8 protein-coding genes and 2 pseudogenes are annotated in these 17,019 nt (G+C 33.4%); 6 read left to right on the forward strand and 4 right to left on the reverse strand.

Annotation, left to right across the window (positions count from 1 at the left end; genetic code table 11):
- Window positions 1-87: 87 nt before the first annotated feature.
- The gene (locus tag IHE43_RS04665; protein WP_225585084.1) at window positions 88-1,479 is read left to right on the forward strand and encodes an IS4 family transposase; all 1,392 of its coding nucleotides are present in this window, start codon (window positions 88-90) and stop codon (window positions 1,477-1,479) included.
- A gap of 24 nt (window positions 1,480-1,503) precedes the next feature.
- On the opposite strand, the gene IHE43_RS04670 is transcribed toward IHE43_RS04665, so the two are convergent.
- Entirely contained in the window at window positions 1,504-4,290 is a 2,787-nt protein-coding gene (locus tag IHE43_RS04670; protein WP_192186909.1) for a TonB-dependent receptor, read from the reverse strand.
- A gap of 229 nt (window positions 4,291-4,519) precedes the next feature.
- Here IHE43_RS04670 and IHE43_RS04675 point away from each other — a divergent pair, with 229 nt between their 5' ends.
- The 3 genes and pseudogenes from IHE43_RS04675 to IHE43_RS04685 all read left to right on the forward strand — a co-directional run bounded on the left by IHE43_RS04675 (window position 4,520) and on the right by IHE43_RS04685 (window position 8,013).
- Window positions 4,520-5,203 (forward strand): response regulator transcription factor, encoded by a 684-nt coding sequence (locus IHE43_RS04675; RefSeq protein WP_026983516.1) that lies wholly within the window; start codon window positions 4,520-4,522, stop codon window positions 5,201-5,203.
- Window positions 5,204-5,467: 264 nt separating this feature from the next.
- Window positions 5,468-6,546, forward strand: a pseudogene (locus IHE43_RS04680) (sensor histidine kinase).
- Between the two features lie 174 nt (window positions 6,547-6,720).
- Window positions 6,721-8,013, forward strand: coding sequence for a porin (locus tag IHE43_RS04685; RefSeq protein WP_225585378.1), 1,293 nt, complete (start codon window positions 6,721-6,723; stop codon window positions 8,011-8,013).
- 2 nt (window positions 8,014-8,015) lie between these two features.
- Here the strand turns inward: IHE43_RS04685 and IHE43_RS04690 are convergent, their stop codons facing one another.
- The 3 genes and pseudogenes from IHE43_RS04690 to IHE43_RS04700 all read right to left on the reverse strand — a co-directional run bounded on the left by IHE43_RS04690 (window position 8,016) and on the right by IHE43_RS04700 (window position 13,421).
- Window positions 8,016-9,086, reverse strand: coding sequence for a glycosyltransferase (locus tag IHE43_RS04690; protein WP_192186910.1), 1,071 nt, complete (start codon window positions 9,084-9,086; stop codon window positions 8,016-8,018).
- Between the two features lie 233 nt (window positions 9,087-9,319).
- On the reverse strand, window positions 9,320-9,928 hold the full coding sequence (locus IHE43_RS04695; protein WP_192186911.1) for a hypothetical protein: 609 nt from the start codon (window positions 9,926-9,928) through the stop codon (window positions 9,320-9,322).
- A 62-nt stretch (window positions 9,929-9,990) separates the two neighbouring features.
- Window positions 9,991-13,421: pseudogene (locus IHE43_RS04700) on the reverse strand (hypothetical protein).
- A gap of 238 nt (window positions 13,422-13,659) precedes the next feature.
- Here IHE43_RS04700 and IHE43_RS04705 point away from each other — a divergent pair.
- The gene (locus tag IHE43_RS04705; protein WP_192186912.1) at window positions 13,660-14,721 is read left to right on the forward strand and encodes an AraC family transcriptional regulator; all 1,062 of its coding nucleotides are present in this window, start codon (window positions 13,660-13,662) and stop codon (window positions 14,719-14,721) included.
- Between the two features lie 115 nt (window positions 14,722-14,836).
- A complete protein-coding gene (locus tag IHE43_RS04710; RefSeq protein ID WP_192186913.1) occupies window positions 14,837-17,014 on the forward strand; it encodes a TonB-dependent receptor domain-containing protein in 2,178 nt (725 codons plus the stop codon).
- The last annotated feature ends 5 nt before the right edge of the window (window positions 17,015-17,019 follow it).

Raw genomic sequence — 17,019 nt, forward strand, 5'->3', positions numbered from 1 at the left:
ATTTTATGTTACGTGCTCAAAACAAAAAAGAGCCGTGAGGCCTACCGTCTGGACACAAATATTTTTTTTAATTATATTTGAGAAAAAGTGCAGACTAGATATTTTGAAAATTTAAAAGACAAGCGATTGTTGAATAGAGGTAATTCTATTCTCAATCGCTTGTTTGCTAATAGTATTTATTCGATAAGACAATTAGCAGAAAGTGACGCTGAAGCCAAAGCGATTTACCGATTTTTGCAAAATGATAATGTCAGTGAGGCTGATATTATAAAGAACATGTCTCTTAATTGTGTAAGCTGCGTTGAAGATAAATCTGTTTTGTGTATTCAGGACAGTAGTGAAATAAACCTTTATAATCACAGAAACAGGATCAAAAAGGATGAGTCAATTGGACTGACCAATGCTTCTGTTGGTGGACTTGGCTTTTTTATTCATCCGAGTTTTATCATAGATGCAGATACTTTAATGCCATATGGTTTTTCAGATGTGAAAATATGGAATAGAAGTCATGAACTGCCACCTAAAATGAAGACCAATACTCACAATCGTATACCCATTGAAGAAAAAGAGTCTTACAGATGGATCGATTCTTCTCTTGAAACTAAGAAAAGACTAAGTAAAGCAAAAGAAATAATCATTATTCAGGACAGAGAGGGAGATATTTTTGAACAATTTTGCCTTGTCCCAGACAGTAAAACACATTTATTGATTAGATCCCGATTTAATCGATTGTTGGGTAATAAAATCAAACTTTTCGATCATCTAAGTTCTCAGCCGCTTCAAGGGATGTACACAATTGAACTAGAAGGAGACAAAAGGAGAAATATCCAGAAAAGAACAGCTACTATAGAAGTACGCTTTTCAGAAATAACAATAGGCAAACATCAATATTCAGGTAAACATCTTCCTGATAAAATCAAGCTTTACGCTATTGAGGCAAAAGAGGTTGGAGAAAACATTGAAAACCCAATACTTTGGAGATTACTAACGACAAAGAAAGTTGAAGATCTGCAAACTGCATTACTTTGTATCCAATGGTATACCTACAGGTGGACTATCGAAGAAGTATTTAGAATTTTAAAGAAAGAGGGCTTCAACATAGAAGCTAGCGAATTATCCCAAGGCAAAGCAGTTCGTAAACTATGTCTTTTGATGCTGGAGACTATTATAAAGCTCTTTATTATGCAAATCGCCTATGGCTGCGAAGAAGAGACTGAACCCAGAAGCTGTTTTTCAGAGCAAGAAATGGAATGTTTAGAATTGCAAATCACACAATTAGAGGGTAAAACAGAAAAACTAAAAAACCCATATAAATCGTCAGATTTGAAACGATATATATGGGCTATTGCTAGATTAGGAGGATGGAAAGGTTATCTTTCAGAAAGAAAACCAGGCATCACAACCTTTTGGATTGGCCTGCAAAAATTCAATTCAGTCATGCAAGGTTGGATACTCTTTAGAGATGTGTCCAGACGGTAGGCCGTGAGGCTCTTTTTTGTTTAATTAAAATGTGTATCCAAGATTAACAGAGAAGCCGACTCCCCTTTTATAATCACGAACGATTAATGAACTTTCAGTAATATCGATAGTACTGTCTTTTCCTAATTCTTTTTTGTAATAAGGATTCAATAGATTTTCTGCACTAAACTTCAATTCAATATTTTTAGAAAGTGTGCTTGTCCAGATAAAATCTAATTTGCTAAATGATTTTTCATATATATGATCAATTCCTGAAGAACCTACTGCAAAAATTCTGTCTCCATAAACATTATAGACTAGCGTCATTGAGTTTTTCCAATCATTTTTTAATCTGAAGTCATATTTTAAATCACTGTTTATAATCCAGTTTGATGCTCCCTGAAGTTGACGGTGTTTACTGTTCTCTAACTCATTTCCTTGTTGTGTTAAATCAATTTTCACGTCAGTACTCATTACAGAAGTATTGAATCCGAAAGTAAAGTTAGAAAGTGATTCATTAATTCTGCTTAGTTGTAAACTCATTTCCAGTTCAGCACCGTAAATTATAGCTTGCTCAGAATTTTTGAAGGTTGTGATCTGGCCACCACTATTGGCAGTTGGCTTAAAAACTCTTTCGATTGGATTTTCAATCATTTTTCCGAATGCGCCAATAGCAAAAACTTCCTTACTGTTAGGGAATAATTCGTATTTGAAATCAACATTGTAGTTGTCGCTGTTTAATAAATCTGAATTTCCACTTTCAGACGTTCCATCAGCATTGATGTAGTTGATCGGAAGTAATTCCATTGCAACTGGTCTTGTGATAGTTTTGCTTAAAGAAGCACGTAGATTGCTGTTTTCGTTTAAAGCATACTTACTGTTTAACGATGGTAAGAAATCAAGCTTGTCATCAGTTTTAATTCGGTAAGGGCTTCCAAAAGGATCTCCTAATTGTCTGTATTTAATTTCGCGGGTTGAACTTTCAGCTCTTACTCCAACATTTAAATCAAATTTTTCTCCAAATGTCCAATACAAATTAAAGTAACCAGCATTAACGAACTGATTTAATTTTACTTTATAATCTCCGTTTGATTCTTCCTGTACATACAGAATCCCGTTATCGATATCTTGATTAATTTCAGAACTAATTGTATTTAGGTTGGCAGTATAATTTTTCTCTATATTTCTTCTTCCAGAGAAAAAACGGTAGCTGGACTCCATGTCATTGATGAAATTATTATATCCTACAGTAAGGTTATTCATCTTTTCTTTGTCACCAAATTTAATACTGTACTCTGCAAGAGCCGAGAAGTAAAAGTTTCCGGTTACATCTAAATACTGACGGTTTAGGTTATTACCGCCATAAGACATATTGATTTCGTCATCATTCAGTTTTAAACCTGTAATGAATTTTCTGTCTGGTTGTTGGAAACCTGTTTTTACGTATGAACCACCTGCTTTGATGGTTTGTTTTCCGTCTTCAGTCAATTTGTAATCACCAAATAATTGCGTATTCCAATATTGAGATTCTTCAAATTGATTCATTCGGATAAGGTTATTGGTTACGTTTGCCAAACTGTTGGTATAACCTAACTGATCTTGAATTTTGCTTTCAGTAGCCTGAATAAACAAAGTGTTGAAGTTTAAGTTCAAACGATTTGTTTTGTATTTTAAACCTGCTAAACCAGAAAAAGTTGTTTGGTAAGCATACTGAGTGTTGTATAAGTTGTTGTCGTAGTTACCCTGTCCAAGGTTAAAAGTTCTTTCAACACCTTCTCTAAATATGTATTTGTTGTCGAAGTTAATAGACATGATATAACTTATGCTTCTTTCTTTTTCAAGATTAAATTTTTGCGAATGTAAAAAACCAATGCTTGAATTTAATGGACTGGCGGTTTGATCAACATCCCAGTTTTTGTCTCCATAAGCATTATGATATTCATCCGGAGATAATTTTACACCACTTGGAACAGATCCGAAAACAGATGGAAGCTCTCTTTTGTTTCCTAAAAGTCCAAAAGTTCCTTCAGTTGTATTGGCATCATCAGACAGAAGGAATTTTTTTAAATTATTGTTTGTAGTATAGCCAAATCCAACATTCAATTTAGTAATGTTTTTAGGTTGCGTAGTTTCGATGTTTACAGTTGCTCCAGCAAAATCACCTGAGATATTTGGGTTGAAAGTTTTGTAGATATTTAAAACACCTACAATGTCAGTTGGGAACAAATCAAGTGGAATTATCTTTTTGAAAGGACTGTTTGAAGGGGTTTGTAAATCATTTACCAATAAATTGTTATAACGATCTTCAAGTCCTCTGATGAATAAACCTCTACCATCAACTTTAGTGATTCCGGTTACTTTCGTTAATCCGTCCTCAACGTCACTAACCCCTTTTCTGGACATTTCTTGTGCCCCGATGCTTTGTTTGATAACTACAGCATTTTTTTGGTCTAGTAATAAAGCGGTTTCTTTTTCTCTGTTGGTAGTGTTTTTTACTACAACATCTTTAAGAGTATAACCTCCAGAAGAAAGAACCTGATCTAGAGTTACAGTTTCTCCTGCTTTAACCGTTACAGGTTTTTCTACAGATTCATATCCTACGAAGCTAAAAATAATAGTATAAGTTCCAGGATTTACAGTTAACGAATATTTTCCGTCAATGTCAGTGTTAGCGCTCATGTTAGTTCCTTTTATAAGGACATTTGCAAAAGGTAAAGGCTGATTATTGCTTTCTTTGTCAGTTAATAAGCCAGAAATTGTACCTTTGTTTTGTGCGATCGAAATCGTACAGATAAATAATGTGAATAATAGAAATTTTAAATTGAATTTCATTTCAGTTGTGTTTAATTTATTTTTGTGCAAAGAAATGACCGCTTTGTAAAGTTCATGTTAGCTACTTGTTATGTTTTTGTTCCGGCTAGATTATCAAATTGTTACCAGATTAAATTACCGTTAACACGAATTTTTAACCGTTGATTTATTGTTATATTTACCATCGCAATTAAAAATCATCGGATTTATAGAAGAGAATTTGATGAAAAAACTCAATTTTTGCTATTTTATGAAAAAAACACAAACCAAGATCTTATTAGTTGACGATGAACCGGATATCCTGGAAATTGTAGGCTATAACCTTGCTCAGGAAGGCTACCAAATTGTAACAGCTTCAAATGGAAAAGATGCCATCGCAAAAGCTCAAAAAGAATTGCCGGACTTAATTATTATGGATGTGATGATGGCTGAAATGGATGGAATGGAAGCCTGTGAACACATCAGAAAAATTCCTGAATTAAATAATGTTATCATAACATTTTTAACAGCGAGAAGTGAAGATTATTCGCAAGTTGCTGGTTTTGATGCAGGTGCAGATGACTACATTACAAAACCAATAAAACCAAAATTATTGGTCAGCAAAGTAAAGGCTTTGTTAAGAAGGTTAAAAGAACAAGAAGTGGTTAGCGATACCTTAAACGTTGGCGGTATCGAGATTAACCGTGAAGAATATAAGATCATTAAAGGCAATGTCGAAATTGCTTTGCCAAGAAAAGAATTCGAATTGTTTTACTTATTAGCTTCAAAACCAGGAAAAGTTTTTAAAAGAGACGAAATCCTTGATAAAGTTTGGGGTAACGAAGTGGTTGTAGGAGGTAGAACAATAGATGTTCACATCAGAAAACTACGTGAAAAGATTGGAGAAGATCTTTTTAAAACAATAAAAGGAGTAGGATACAAATTTGAAGTTTAATTTTTTTAAGATTCTAAGTTGCTTAAGATACTAAGACTCTAAGATTCTGGTATTTTAGTTGATTAGCGAATTTTAGTTAAGATTTTAAACTGATTCGATTTAAAGTATAAAAAACTAAACCATATAAAAAATTAAAGCTATTATTATCTTTAATTTCTTATATGGTTTTTAAGTTAACTTTGTTTCGACTTCTAATGTTAGAAACATATTAACTCAAAGCGAAAACTTAATTTTTCTTAATCTCTTAATGGTTAAATAATTTCAATGAAAATTAATTTTAAAAAAACATACAAATTTGCTGTAAAATCGGCGCTATACATAAGTCTTTTTGGGACAGGCTTTGTACTTATTTTGATGTCTCTCTTTTATAAAGGTCAGTTGAATCATCAAATCGCTTTTGGAATAATTTTTATTATATCAATTTATATTTTCTCTTTTTTGGTTTTGCAATATCGTGTAGAACGCTTTATCTATAGAAGAGTAAAAAAAATCTACGATGAGGTTTCTCTGTTAGAATCAACCACATTGATCAATCAGCCGATTACTACCGATATGGAAACGCTTTCACGAGAAGTGAAAAAGTTTGCTACAGATAAAAAACTCGAAATCGAAATGCTCGAAATTCGTGAACAATATCGAAGAGAGTTTTTAGGAAATGTTTCGCACGAACTTAAAACGCCTTTGTTTACCGTTCAGGGTTATGTTTCCACTTTATTGGATGGTGCGATGGATGATAAAAACATCCGAAAAAATATTTAAAACGTGCCGAAAAAGGAGTAGAGCGTCTTATATATATAGTCGAAGATTTAGATATGATTACCAAACTGGAATCTGGTGATCTGGATTTGAATATGACCGATTTTGATATTGTGGAGCTGATTCAGAATGTTTTCGATTTATTAGAAATGAAAGCGGACAAAAAGAAAATCAAATTGGCCTTTGAAAGCCGAAATGTAAAATCGGTTATTATTCGCGGAGATCAGGACAGAATTCAGCAAGTTTTGGAAAATCTGATTGTAAACTCTATTAAATACGGAAAAGATGGCGGCTTAACAGAAGTTGGCGTTGTAAATTTAACCAAGAAAAAAGTATTAATTCGTATTAGTGATAACGGTGAAGGTGTTGAAAAACAAAATATTACAAGACTTTTTGAGCGTTTTTACAGAGTGGACAAAAGCGGAACCCGATCAGAAGGTGGTTCTGGTTTAGGTTTGGCTATTGTAAAACATATTATTGAAGCGCATAAAGAAAAAGTTTATGTAGAAAGCGAATTTGGAATTGGTTCTGAATTCTCTTTTACACTCGAAAAAGCACATAAAACAATAAAAGCTGAGGTTAATTAATTGTAAGTTCAATTATTTTAAAGTGCTATGGAATAAAATGTGCTGAACTCAATAATAATTACCTAACTATTTCGAAACAAATATTCTTATAATGGTAACATATTGTTAATGATTTCTTAACATAGGTGGTTACATCTTTGCACCCGAAATTGAGTGTCAAAGAAAAAAGAAATAATGAGAATAAAATTATTGGCAATTTTGCTGCTGTGTAGTTGTGTATTAAGTGCGCAAGAACTAAGTAAAGAAGACGTAAAAAAAGAAGTAGTTCGCCTTCTGGATTCTATCAATAAAGCAAAACTACCAGATACGAAATCGGGAGTTAGTAATGATGAACACTGGTACGACAGAATCTCGTTAAGAGGTTATGCGCAAATCAGATACAATGGTTTATTATCTACAAATGATAAAGTTTCCTGCGAACAATGTGATAAATCATGGGGGACAACTTCTACGGCTCCGAATGCAAAAGCAAACAACGGACTTTTTATTCGTCGTGCACGTTTAGTGTTTTCTGGTCAGGTTCATCCAAATGTGTTTTTCTATTTTCAGCCTGATTTTGCCAGTTCACCGGTAACCGGAATTCAAAACTTCGTTCAGATTCGGGACTTATACTTTGATCTTTCTTTTGATAAGAAAAAGGAATATCGCGTTCGTGTAGGTCAAAGTAAGATTCCGTATGGTTTCGAAAATATGCAGTCAAGTTCTCAACGTTTAACTCTAGACCGCGCTGATGCTATAAACAGTTCAATAGCAAATGAACGTGATTTGGGTATATTCTTTTATTGGGCACCAGCCGAAATCAGAGAACGTTTTGCCATGTTGGTTAAAGACGGTTACAAAGGTTCGGGTGATTTTGGTGTCTTTGCTTTTGGAGTTTATAATGGGCAGATTGCAAATAAAATAGACGGAAACAGAGATTTGAATGTGGTAACAAGAGTAACTTATCCGTTTGTTATCGGAAGCCAGATTATTGAACCTGGAATTCAGGCATACACAGGAAAGTGGGCTTTTACCGGTGAAGTTTCATCAGGGGTTATTGTTAATGATCCGCAATATGTAAAAGATCAAAGAATTGGTGCCACTTTTGTTTTATATCCAAGACCTTTCGGAATCCAGACAGAATATAATATTGGTAAAGGACCTCGTTATAATACACTTACTAAAACTATTGATGAAACTGATCTAAACGGTGGTTACGTTTTGTTAAATTACAAATGGGATTTGAAAAAACAGTATATTTATCCTTTTGCCAAATTTCAGTATTATGACGGAGGAAAAAAATATGAAAAAGATGCCAGAAGTTATGTCGTAAGAGATTACGAGTTCGGTGTAGAATGGCAGCCAATTAGTGCATTAGAACTTACTGCTGAATATGTAATTGCAGATCGTACTTTCGAAGACAGTGCGCTTCCAATAAACAGGCAACAAGGAAATGTTTTGCGATTACAAGCACAGTTTAATTTCTAAAATTAATCTTCAAAAACAGAAAATAACTTGTCCCAATCGATTTCATTATTAAATTGAGACAAACCTTTAAACGACTTTACTTTGGAGAGATCTTCAATGGTAAAGTCGTCTTGCATTGCATATGGTACTAAATTTTCTTCCTGAAGTTTTATCGCCAGATATTCTTGTTCATATTGTCCTGGAGTTGGTATAAAAAACGCTTTTTTGCCCAATTTAGCCAAATCCATTACGGTTGTATATCCAGAACGGCATAAAACAAATTCACTTTCATTGAAAGTTTGTTCCAGTTGTTTTGAGTTCATGAAATTATAATACGTCACATTTCCGGCTTGCCATTTGGTTTGTGTTTTCTCTACAACTCCTTGCACAAAAACTACTTTGCCATTAAAGTTTACAATTTCCTTTTGCAATTTCTCATCCAGATAAGTTCGTTGAGGTTCCGGCCCTGACAAAATAATCATTAAGTCATATACTTTTGGCGTATCTTTTCGACGCATTCTACTTAATGGACCAATATATTTTAAATTAAGATGATTGGTTTTTAAATGTCCTAAATCACCTGTAAGATTGGTTGCTTCATTGGTATCAGGAACCCAGCATTCCGTATATTTTTTAATGATATGCTGATGATATTTACTAGTAAACCACGTCGTGTTTCCTGTCATCACATTCAATTGATGTGTCATAAAAACAGATGGAATTTTTCGGCTAAAAACTCCTAATCTATTGTCTGAAATGATACCGTCAATTCCATGTTTTTTAATCCAGGAATTCACTATTTTTTTCTCGTCCAAAATAGCGGTAATCATTTTGGGCAAATTCTTAATCAGTTTCCATTTAAAGTTTTTACCATTTTTTGCATATTCAATATGATAAGATGGTAATTCTAAAGTTTGTATGTAAGGAAATTCTTTTCTAAGCAAAGCAAGTGCAACTCCATCAGAAGCTATAATCGGAATAAAATTATTCTCTTGAAGCGCTTTAATGATTGGGATACATCTTGTGGCATGGCCTAACCCCCAGTTTAATGGAGCAACTAATATTGTTTTGTTCGCAGAATAGTCAATGCTCATAGTTTAACGCTTTTTAAAAACGAAGATAAAGAAATATGTTTTCTATGCTATTTCGGACACATTACTAAATTATTAACTCTGTAGACTATATTTTGCTACGTTTTTATAGAAAAAAGAAGGGAAATTAAAATGTAAGGTTAATTGTATGTTAACTGCTGATTTTGTTTTTGATATTGCAAATAAAAAAAGGAACTAAATTTATTAGTTCCTTTTCTATATCTGTAAAATGGTTTTTATTCCTGAATATAAGTTTTGTTTCCGTTTTTATTAATGTAGTATTTACCACCTCTCGGCCCTGTATATACTTTTTTGCCATTGTATTCCCCTGTAACTTTGTCCGGAACTGAAGGTGCTTTTTCGTTAGTTTCTTTTAACGTTTTAGTAGCGCTTTTTTTAGTAGCAGTTGCATCTTTTTTAACTTTGTCAGCGCTAGTTTTGGCTTTGTCAGCACTACTTTTTGCTTTATCAGCACTTGTTTTTGCCTTTGCAGCTTCCTTGTCTGCTGTTTTTTTAGCTGCGCTTGCAGATTCTTTTTTCGCTTTTGATGCAGCTGTAGTAGCGTCATCTGCTGATTTTTTTGCTTTGGCAGCTTCTTTATCTACAGATTTTTTAGTTGCGCTTGCGGATTCTTTTTTAGCTTTTGATGCTGCTGCAGTTGCATCATCTGCTGACTTTTTCGCTTTTGCTGATTCTTTTTTTGCATCTGCCGCAGCTTTATCAGCTGTTGCTTTTTCCTTTTTAGCCGTCGCTTCGCTTTTGGCTTTAGTCGTTGTTGCAGTTTCCTGAGCATAAAAATTACCCGATAAAACTACTAGAAAACAAAGTAAAAATAATTTTTTCATGAGGTTAAGAGTTTAAATTTCAATTAAAATTAAACAATTTATCTATACGTTTTTGTAAAGTGTTAAAAATAAGCACGTAACTGAACGTTTCCTGTGTGAACAGTTGCGCCGGTCTCACTTTTACGCCCTTGATAATTCAAATTCACATCTAGAAACTGCGTGATATTTTTCTGCAAGAGCAATTTCCAGACTAAGTTTTGTCCAGCCTGAAGTCCTTCCAGCATCTGAAAGCCGACAGAGGAGAATTCATTCCCGTCAAATTTATTTTCATAGAAAGAAAACTCTCCGTTTAGTGTGACTTTTTTTCACCGGCATAAGAAAATGATGTTCCAAGTCGGTTTTGATGCAAAGTTTCTAAATTTCCAATTTGATTTTCCTTGTTCTGAAATTCATAAAAGAAGTCTAAGCTGGTATTCTTTGAAAATAAATAACTGATTTTTGGCGCAATTTGATAGCCTTTTAGATCATAATTTTTCTCCACAAAATCTTCCGAAACCAGATCGGTTTTAATGGTTTTAGTAAAGAAATTAAACAACCAGCTTTTTTGATACAAATGGGTGTACTGTAATTGATGCGAATTGTTTTTAACCGTTTGTGAACCTACCGAAAGCAAATTTTTTCCTTTATTGACAAGATAAGAATAGGTAATCGAATGTTTCTGTTTTCCCCGATTATAGAATAAACTATTCCTGAAACTCGAATTTAATCCCAAAATATTTTCTTCAGAGGAAGCAAACGGATTAAGCTCTAAACGTTTGCCATTACTTTTTACTTTTCGATCCATTATAAAGGACGTCTGATTGTAAAAATAAGAAGCAAACTTTTTAAAACCTTTTTCATTTTGCCATTGCAACGGATTCAGAGCAACAGATTGTGAAAACTTATTTTGATTGGTTTTAATATAAATCTGATTTGGTAAAAAGATCCTGATAAATCTGGCCTGATCTGAATATTGGGCAATTTCAAATTCTTCCAATTCCTGAATTCCGTTACCGTTATAATCATTCCAGATATAAACACCCTGACCCGTTGGAACTTCAATATAAGTAAATTCCTGTTGGGCAATAGTTCCTGAACTTGTTTCGTAAGCGGTTCCAAGTTGCATTAACTGATTGAAAAAACGATCGTTGTACAGAATTCTGGAATTTAATGAAGGTTCATTTTTTCTCGTAGTGTCTGTAAAATCTAAAGTTCTGTAACTTGCATAAACAGCTAGATCTGTTTTTTTGTTCTGAATCAATTTTGATCGTAAAAAGTAGGTTTGCGAATTGTTTACATGTTGTAATAATCCATTTTGTAAACTGTCATTACGGCGTTGTAAAAAACCTAGTTCGACGAAAACTTTTGTGCTGTCGCCGCGTCCTATAAAAGCGCCATATTCTGAAAATCTCTGGCTCAAAGCCGAAAACTGATTGGTGACTTTATCTTTTTCCTGATTGTCTTCTATTTGAAAACTCGCCCCAATCCAGTTTTTTCCAAAATGATATTTGGTTCGTGCCTGATTTCGAATAAATTTCGAAGTCGAAGTTATAGCGTCACTATTTAAAAAACTACCCTGATTTTCAATCGTCCATTTTTTTAATTTGAAAAAGGCAGTTGTAGTATGTCGCGCTCCCGAGTAACTTTCGGTATAATCTAATTTCTCAAATTGATAGGTAAACAAACCAATATTTGATGTTTTCTTTTTAGCAAACAAATTAAAATTTAAACCTGTAACCAAAAGACTTTGATTGCCAAAAAGCGTGGTATTTAAGTTCCAGTCCCGGTTAAATTCAATATTATACAAACGCTCTACAGACCTGAAATCTTCCTGCACAAATTGATAATTGACAAATCCGTCTAAAGTCCAGCTGCGGGTAAAAAGACGTTTTTTGATATTGGTTTTCAAAGCAATTCCGTCATTATTGGCATCATCAATATTCGAAAACAAATTTTTATCATTGCTGCTCATGGCAATTTCAAAATCAACAGCCGTTTTTTCATCAGGATTGTATTTTCCTAAAAAAGTGGCAACCTGAATTTTTATGGGTGCAACCAATTGAACGATGGGTTCATAATTTCCTTGCGAAATCCCATTTACAGGAGCAATATATTCGAAAATTCGTTCTACGGTATTACTGTTTTGAATAATGTAATTCCCTAGATTATTCCCTACAAGACTAAATTTTACATTGTACAAAACTTCATTGGGATCGTTTGAATATTCATAAACTTCAATCGAATTAAGAATCGTTTTTTTATACAGAATTTTGTTGTCGGCATATTTGTCCACGTAAGCAGATGGCGCAGTCATTAATGTGGGGTCATCTCCGGCCTGGCTTAAAACCTGTACCTGATCTGTCGAAAGATTTTGCTGTAAAGGCTGATTTTTTAAATCGTTTTCAGAATATAAATAACCGCCAAAGCTCCAGTTTTTGCTTTCATGAGTGGCGCCGGCGTAGGTTACTAATCGATTGTAATTTCGTTCTGAATATTGATATTCGACGTTAATTCTCATTTCAGAAGTAATCGTAAAAAGAGAGGTAAACACAATTTCACCGGCATTGTAATCAATCACATAATCGTTGTTTTCACCACGTTTCAGTAAAACTCCATTGACATAAACACGCTCAGAACCCGAAATAACCAAAACATACAATTCACCATTTTGTCCTTTTAGTTTGTATGGTCCCTGATTGCCTTCCTGACCGGTAAAAGTACTTTTCGCATATTGCCCTTTTACAAAAGCAACCGATGCAAAAACGTTGGTCTTGCTTTCGTCAGTGCCAAAATTAAAACTGGTTGAAAGTCCCTGAACCTTTTTGTTGAAACTTAAAAATTGAGTTTTTCTGTTTTCTAAAAAAATATCACCTGCGCGAATGTTCCAGTCATCGCTAAAAAGTTCCATAAAAATATTATCGAACTGATCTAGTTTTTGAGAATATCCACCATCCTGCAACGGAATATTACTATCCTGTAGTGAGGCTCTCAAACTAACTTTATCCGATATTTTACCGGTAATCTGAAGATCGAGATTTGAGTTTAAAACGGTATTTTGATTATTACCAACTGTGACACCGCGCGTAATACTTCCTGAAGTGTTTAAACCATCAAATGGCGTAACTTTTTTTGTGTTTTGATTTTCTATCTTATATAATTTCTCAGTACCAACATCATTACTCACCACCTGGCTTTCTTTATAAAGGCCATATTCTTTAGTTAGAAAATCTGGGTATTTTAGATAATTGACAATTAAGGTGTCAGAGCCTGAAGTGAATTTTTCATTTAAAAGCAAAGTTCCTTTTTGGAAATCGATTTTATAAAAGGTTGAATCAACAGGTTCATTTTTGGTATTTAAAAGCTGAAAAAAACTGGAGTTGATGCTGAATTCTTCCAGGTGAATAGTGTCGCGGGTTGCAATTACTTTTTTGGTTTTGTACGCTGATTCTGTTTCCTGAGCGTGAAGTCCAGAAAACCAGATGAAAAACGTTAAAAATAGTAATTTTTTCAACATAAATACTTTAACTCTAAAAATCCAAAAGTAGTATTTATAATTGGGAAATACGGGGTCGTAAATTTTAGTTTTATTAGCTAATAAGTACGATTACAGCCGTATTTGGCAAATTTTATAAAAATGACTATAACAGCAATTAATGATGAAATTGTAATTATGATAGTAATATTTTGAAATTTTATTCTCAGCGTACGTCAATCTTTTTTTTAGCTTTGTCCTGATAAAATAAACTTAAATCATGGATACAGGCAAAGAACTTTTATTCTTTTTTAGTGCTTTGGGAGTTTTCAACGGAATTATTTTGGGAGTTTATTTCTTCTTCTTTACAAAGAAAAAATACCTGACCAACTATTTCCTGGGAGCGCTTTTATTCGCATTAAGTATACGAATTGGGAAATCTGTATTTGTATACTTTGATTCGGCTTTGCCAAAAATGTATTTACAATTTGGGCTTACGGCTTGTTTTTTTATTGGTCCTTGTTTGTATTATTTCCTTAAATCGGCAATTGAAGAAATCAATATAATGCCAAAATCCTGGAAACTCACACTTTTATTCTGGGCGATACTTATTATTGCTATTGGTGTTGTATTTCCGTATGAATATTATCCAAAACTTTGGGGTGGTTATTTTATAAGAATTATTTATTTGCAATGGCTTATTTACATTGTTTTTTCAGGTTTTGCAATCAAAGATATATTAGCAAAAATCATAAGCAGAAAACAGAAAGCAACTCCGGCAGAAACGTGGTTTGGAATGCTTTTTCTAGGGAATTTTTTATTATTTCTTTTTTATTTTCTTTCAATAATGGGAGCTCCGGGAGCAACTTATATAAGCGGAGCAGTAGTTTTTTCTTTTATTCTGTACTTAATTATTTCGATTCTTTTATACCGAAAAAAGACAGACGATTTGTTTCTTTTGAATAATCAGAAGTATTCCGGCAAGAAAATAGATTCGGCAGAAGTAGCAATTTTATCAGAAAAACTGGAAAATGTAATGATTGAAAAAGAACTGTTTAAAAATTCTAATTTAACTTTACAGGATTTGGCTAAAGAAGTAAATATTTCAAGTCATCAACTCTCTCAGTTTTTAAATAATAATCTGGGGAAGAATTTCACGAGTTTTATCAACGAGTTCAGAGTAAACGAAGCCTGTCAAATTATAAAATCAAGTGATAAATTTACTTTAGAATCCATAGGTTATGACGTCGGTTTTAATTCTAAATCAGCTTTTTTTGCTGCTTTTAAAAAACATACCGGAACAACGCCTCTAAATTATCAACTTCAGGCTTTACAAGCATAAAATGAAGTGTGAATTTATAAATTCGTACTCCTGATTTCTCTTTTGGTTACCTCATTTTGCGATTAACGATTGACTTTTGTCTCAGATAAAGTCAAATTTTAAATCGCCAAAGTTTATGAGATTCCTGGTTTTAGTTCTCTTCTCTATTTACAGTCTGCTTTTGTATGCTACAGGAGTAAATGCGCAGACAGCACAAGCTATTTCAGATAAGGTTGTCAACAAGAATAATGAGTTAAATGAGGTTGTCATTAAAAGACAGACGTCATTAGTAAAGTATTCTTCAAACGGAACAATCGAAGTAAATGTGACCAATACATTGCTTTCGACGAGTAGTTCTGTAAATGAATTATTAGGCAGGGTTCCAAATGTGATTGTTGCTGAAGGACAAATTGGTGTACTCGGAAAAGGAGAAGCAATAATTTACCTTAACGGAATACTGATTAATTACGAAAGGTTTGCTGCAATCCCGGTTTCGCAAATCTTGAAAATTGAAGTAATTTCAAATCCTTCGGCAAAGTATGATGCCGAGGGAAAAGCGGTAATTAATATCATTACCAAAAAAAATATTGAAAATGGAATTATGGGAACGGCAACTCAGCAAGTAACTGTTTCAGAATTTGCCGGAACGAGCACGAATACACTTCTCGATTTTAATTATACAGAAGGGAAATTTTCGTTTATAACCAATTACGGTTTGCAGTTAGGTAAAGGGAGAGAGTTATTGTACACGACGAGAACACGGCCAAACCCTGACGAATTTATGCGATCAGAATTAACCACAGATTGGAAACGTCAGTTTAATAATTACTCTAATTTCGGATTTGGAGTTCAATACACTTTTTCGGAAAAAAATTATATCTCACTTGCTTATAGTGGTAATATTGAAGATTTGGGCGGAGTTGTCGAAAGCCGAAATTCAATAGAAGATAATTCCGGAACTAATTTCTATGCTACAGATATTGCTAAAAATGATGTGTTGCTCAATCAATTTATCAATTTAAATTATAATGTTGTTACAGATGTTAAAGGTTCGTCCTTATTTATCGGAACTCAATATTCGAATTATAACGGAACTGTAAAGGATTTTATTGATGAAAATAGTTTGGTTGATAAAACAAATACTGAGCGATATTTGAAGAATAATGTTGCGAATGGTATAAATATAATTATGGCACAGGCCGATTATTCTAAAAAAATTAATGAAAACAAAAAACTCGAAACAGGAGCGAAGTACAGTTACGCTACCATAACGTCAGGAACTGATTTTTTAATTGCAAGGCCTGAAGAAATGAATTTTGTTTTGGATGACGAACTCTCCAGTGATTTTTCGTATAAAGAAAAAATTGGTGCGGCGTATTTTAATTACGGAAATTCGATTGTTGAAAAGGTTAATTTTTCTGTTGGCGCCCGAGGAGAATGGACCACTTATGAATTGTTTACAAACGCAAACGGAATTCAGAAATTCAGTAAAAGTTACGGTAATATTTTTCCAAACTTACTCCTTAATTTTGATTTTTCTGATGATTTAAAAGGGCATGCCTCTTACGTATCGAGAATTACAAGACCAAGATATCAGGCGTTAAACCCGTATGTTATTTATCAGGATCCATTTACGACTATCGAAGGAAATCCTAATTTGATTCCGGAAAAAATTCACGCTTTTGAAATCGGAACAATGTATAAAAAGTTTGATTTTAAAATAGGATATACTTATAAAACAGATCCTATTTCCGGAGCAGCTTTAAGAGGTAATACGCCCAATACTTATATCTTGAGATCCTTAAATTTAGAAAAAGAACATACTTTTTTTACCTCACTTTCAAAATCATTTACAATCAAAAGGTGGAATTCGACCAATACCGTAAGTATGAATTTAACAAAAGCTATTGATAACGTTTATGAATATGTGTCAGGACCGGTAAAACCTCAAATATATTTGTATTCCAATAATACATTTTCGATTCCGAATCTTTTTAAAATTCAATTACTTGCGTGGTATCTTGGCGATAAAAGTTACGGATTGCGTAGCGACAATAGTCGATCAACAGTGACCTTGGGAATTGAGAGAAATTTTTTTAAAGAGGCACTAAAACTGAATTTCACTGCAAATGATATTTTTCATGACTTCATGGTTTCCGGAGATTATAATGTCGGGCAAACTCAAATATATTATCATAGAACTTATACAACCAACTACTTTAGATTTATTGCAACGTATAGTTTTGGGCATTCAAAAAAACAAACTTTCAAGAAATCAGAAATTGAGCAGACTGAGAATAGTAGGGCGAGGTAAATTAA

It is taken from the genome of Flavobacterium sp. MDT1-60, assembly GCF_014844035.1.
GTDB lineage: Bacteria > Bacteroidota > Bacteroidia > Flavobacteriales > Flavobacteriaceae > Flavobacterium.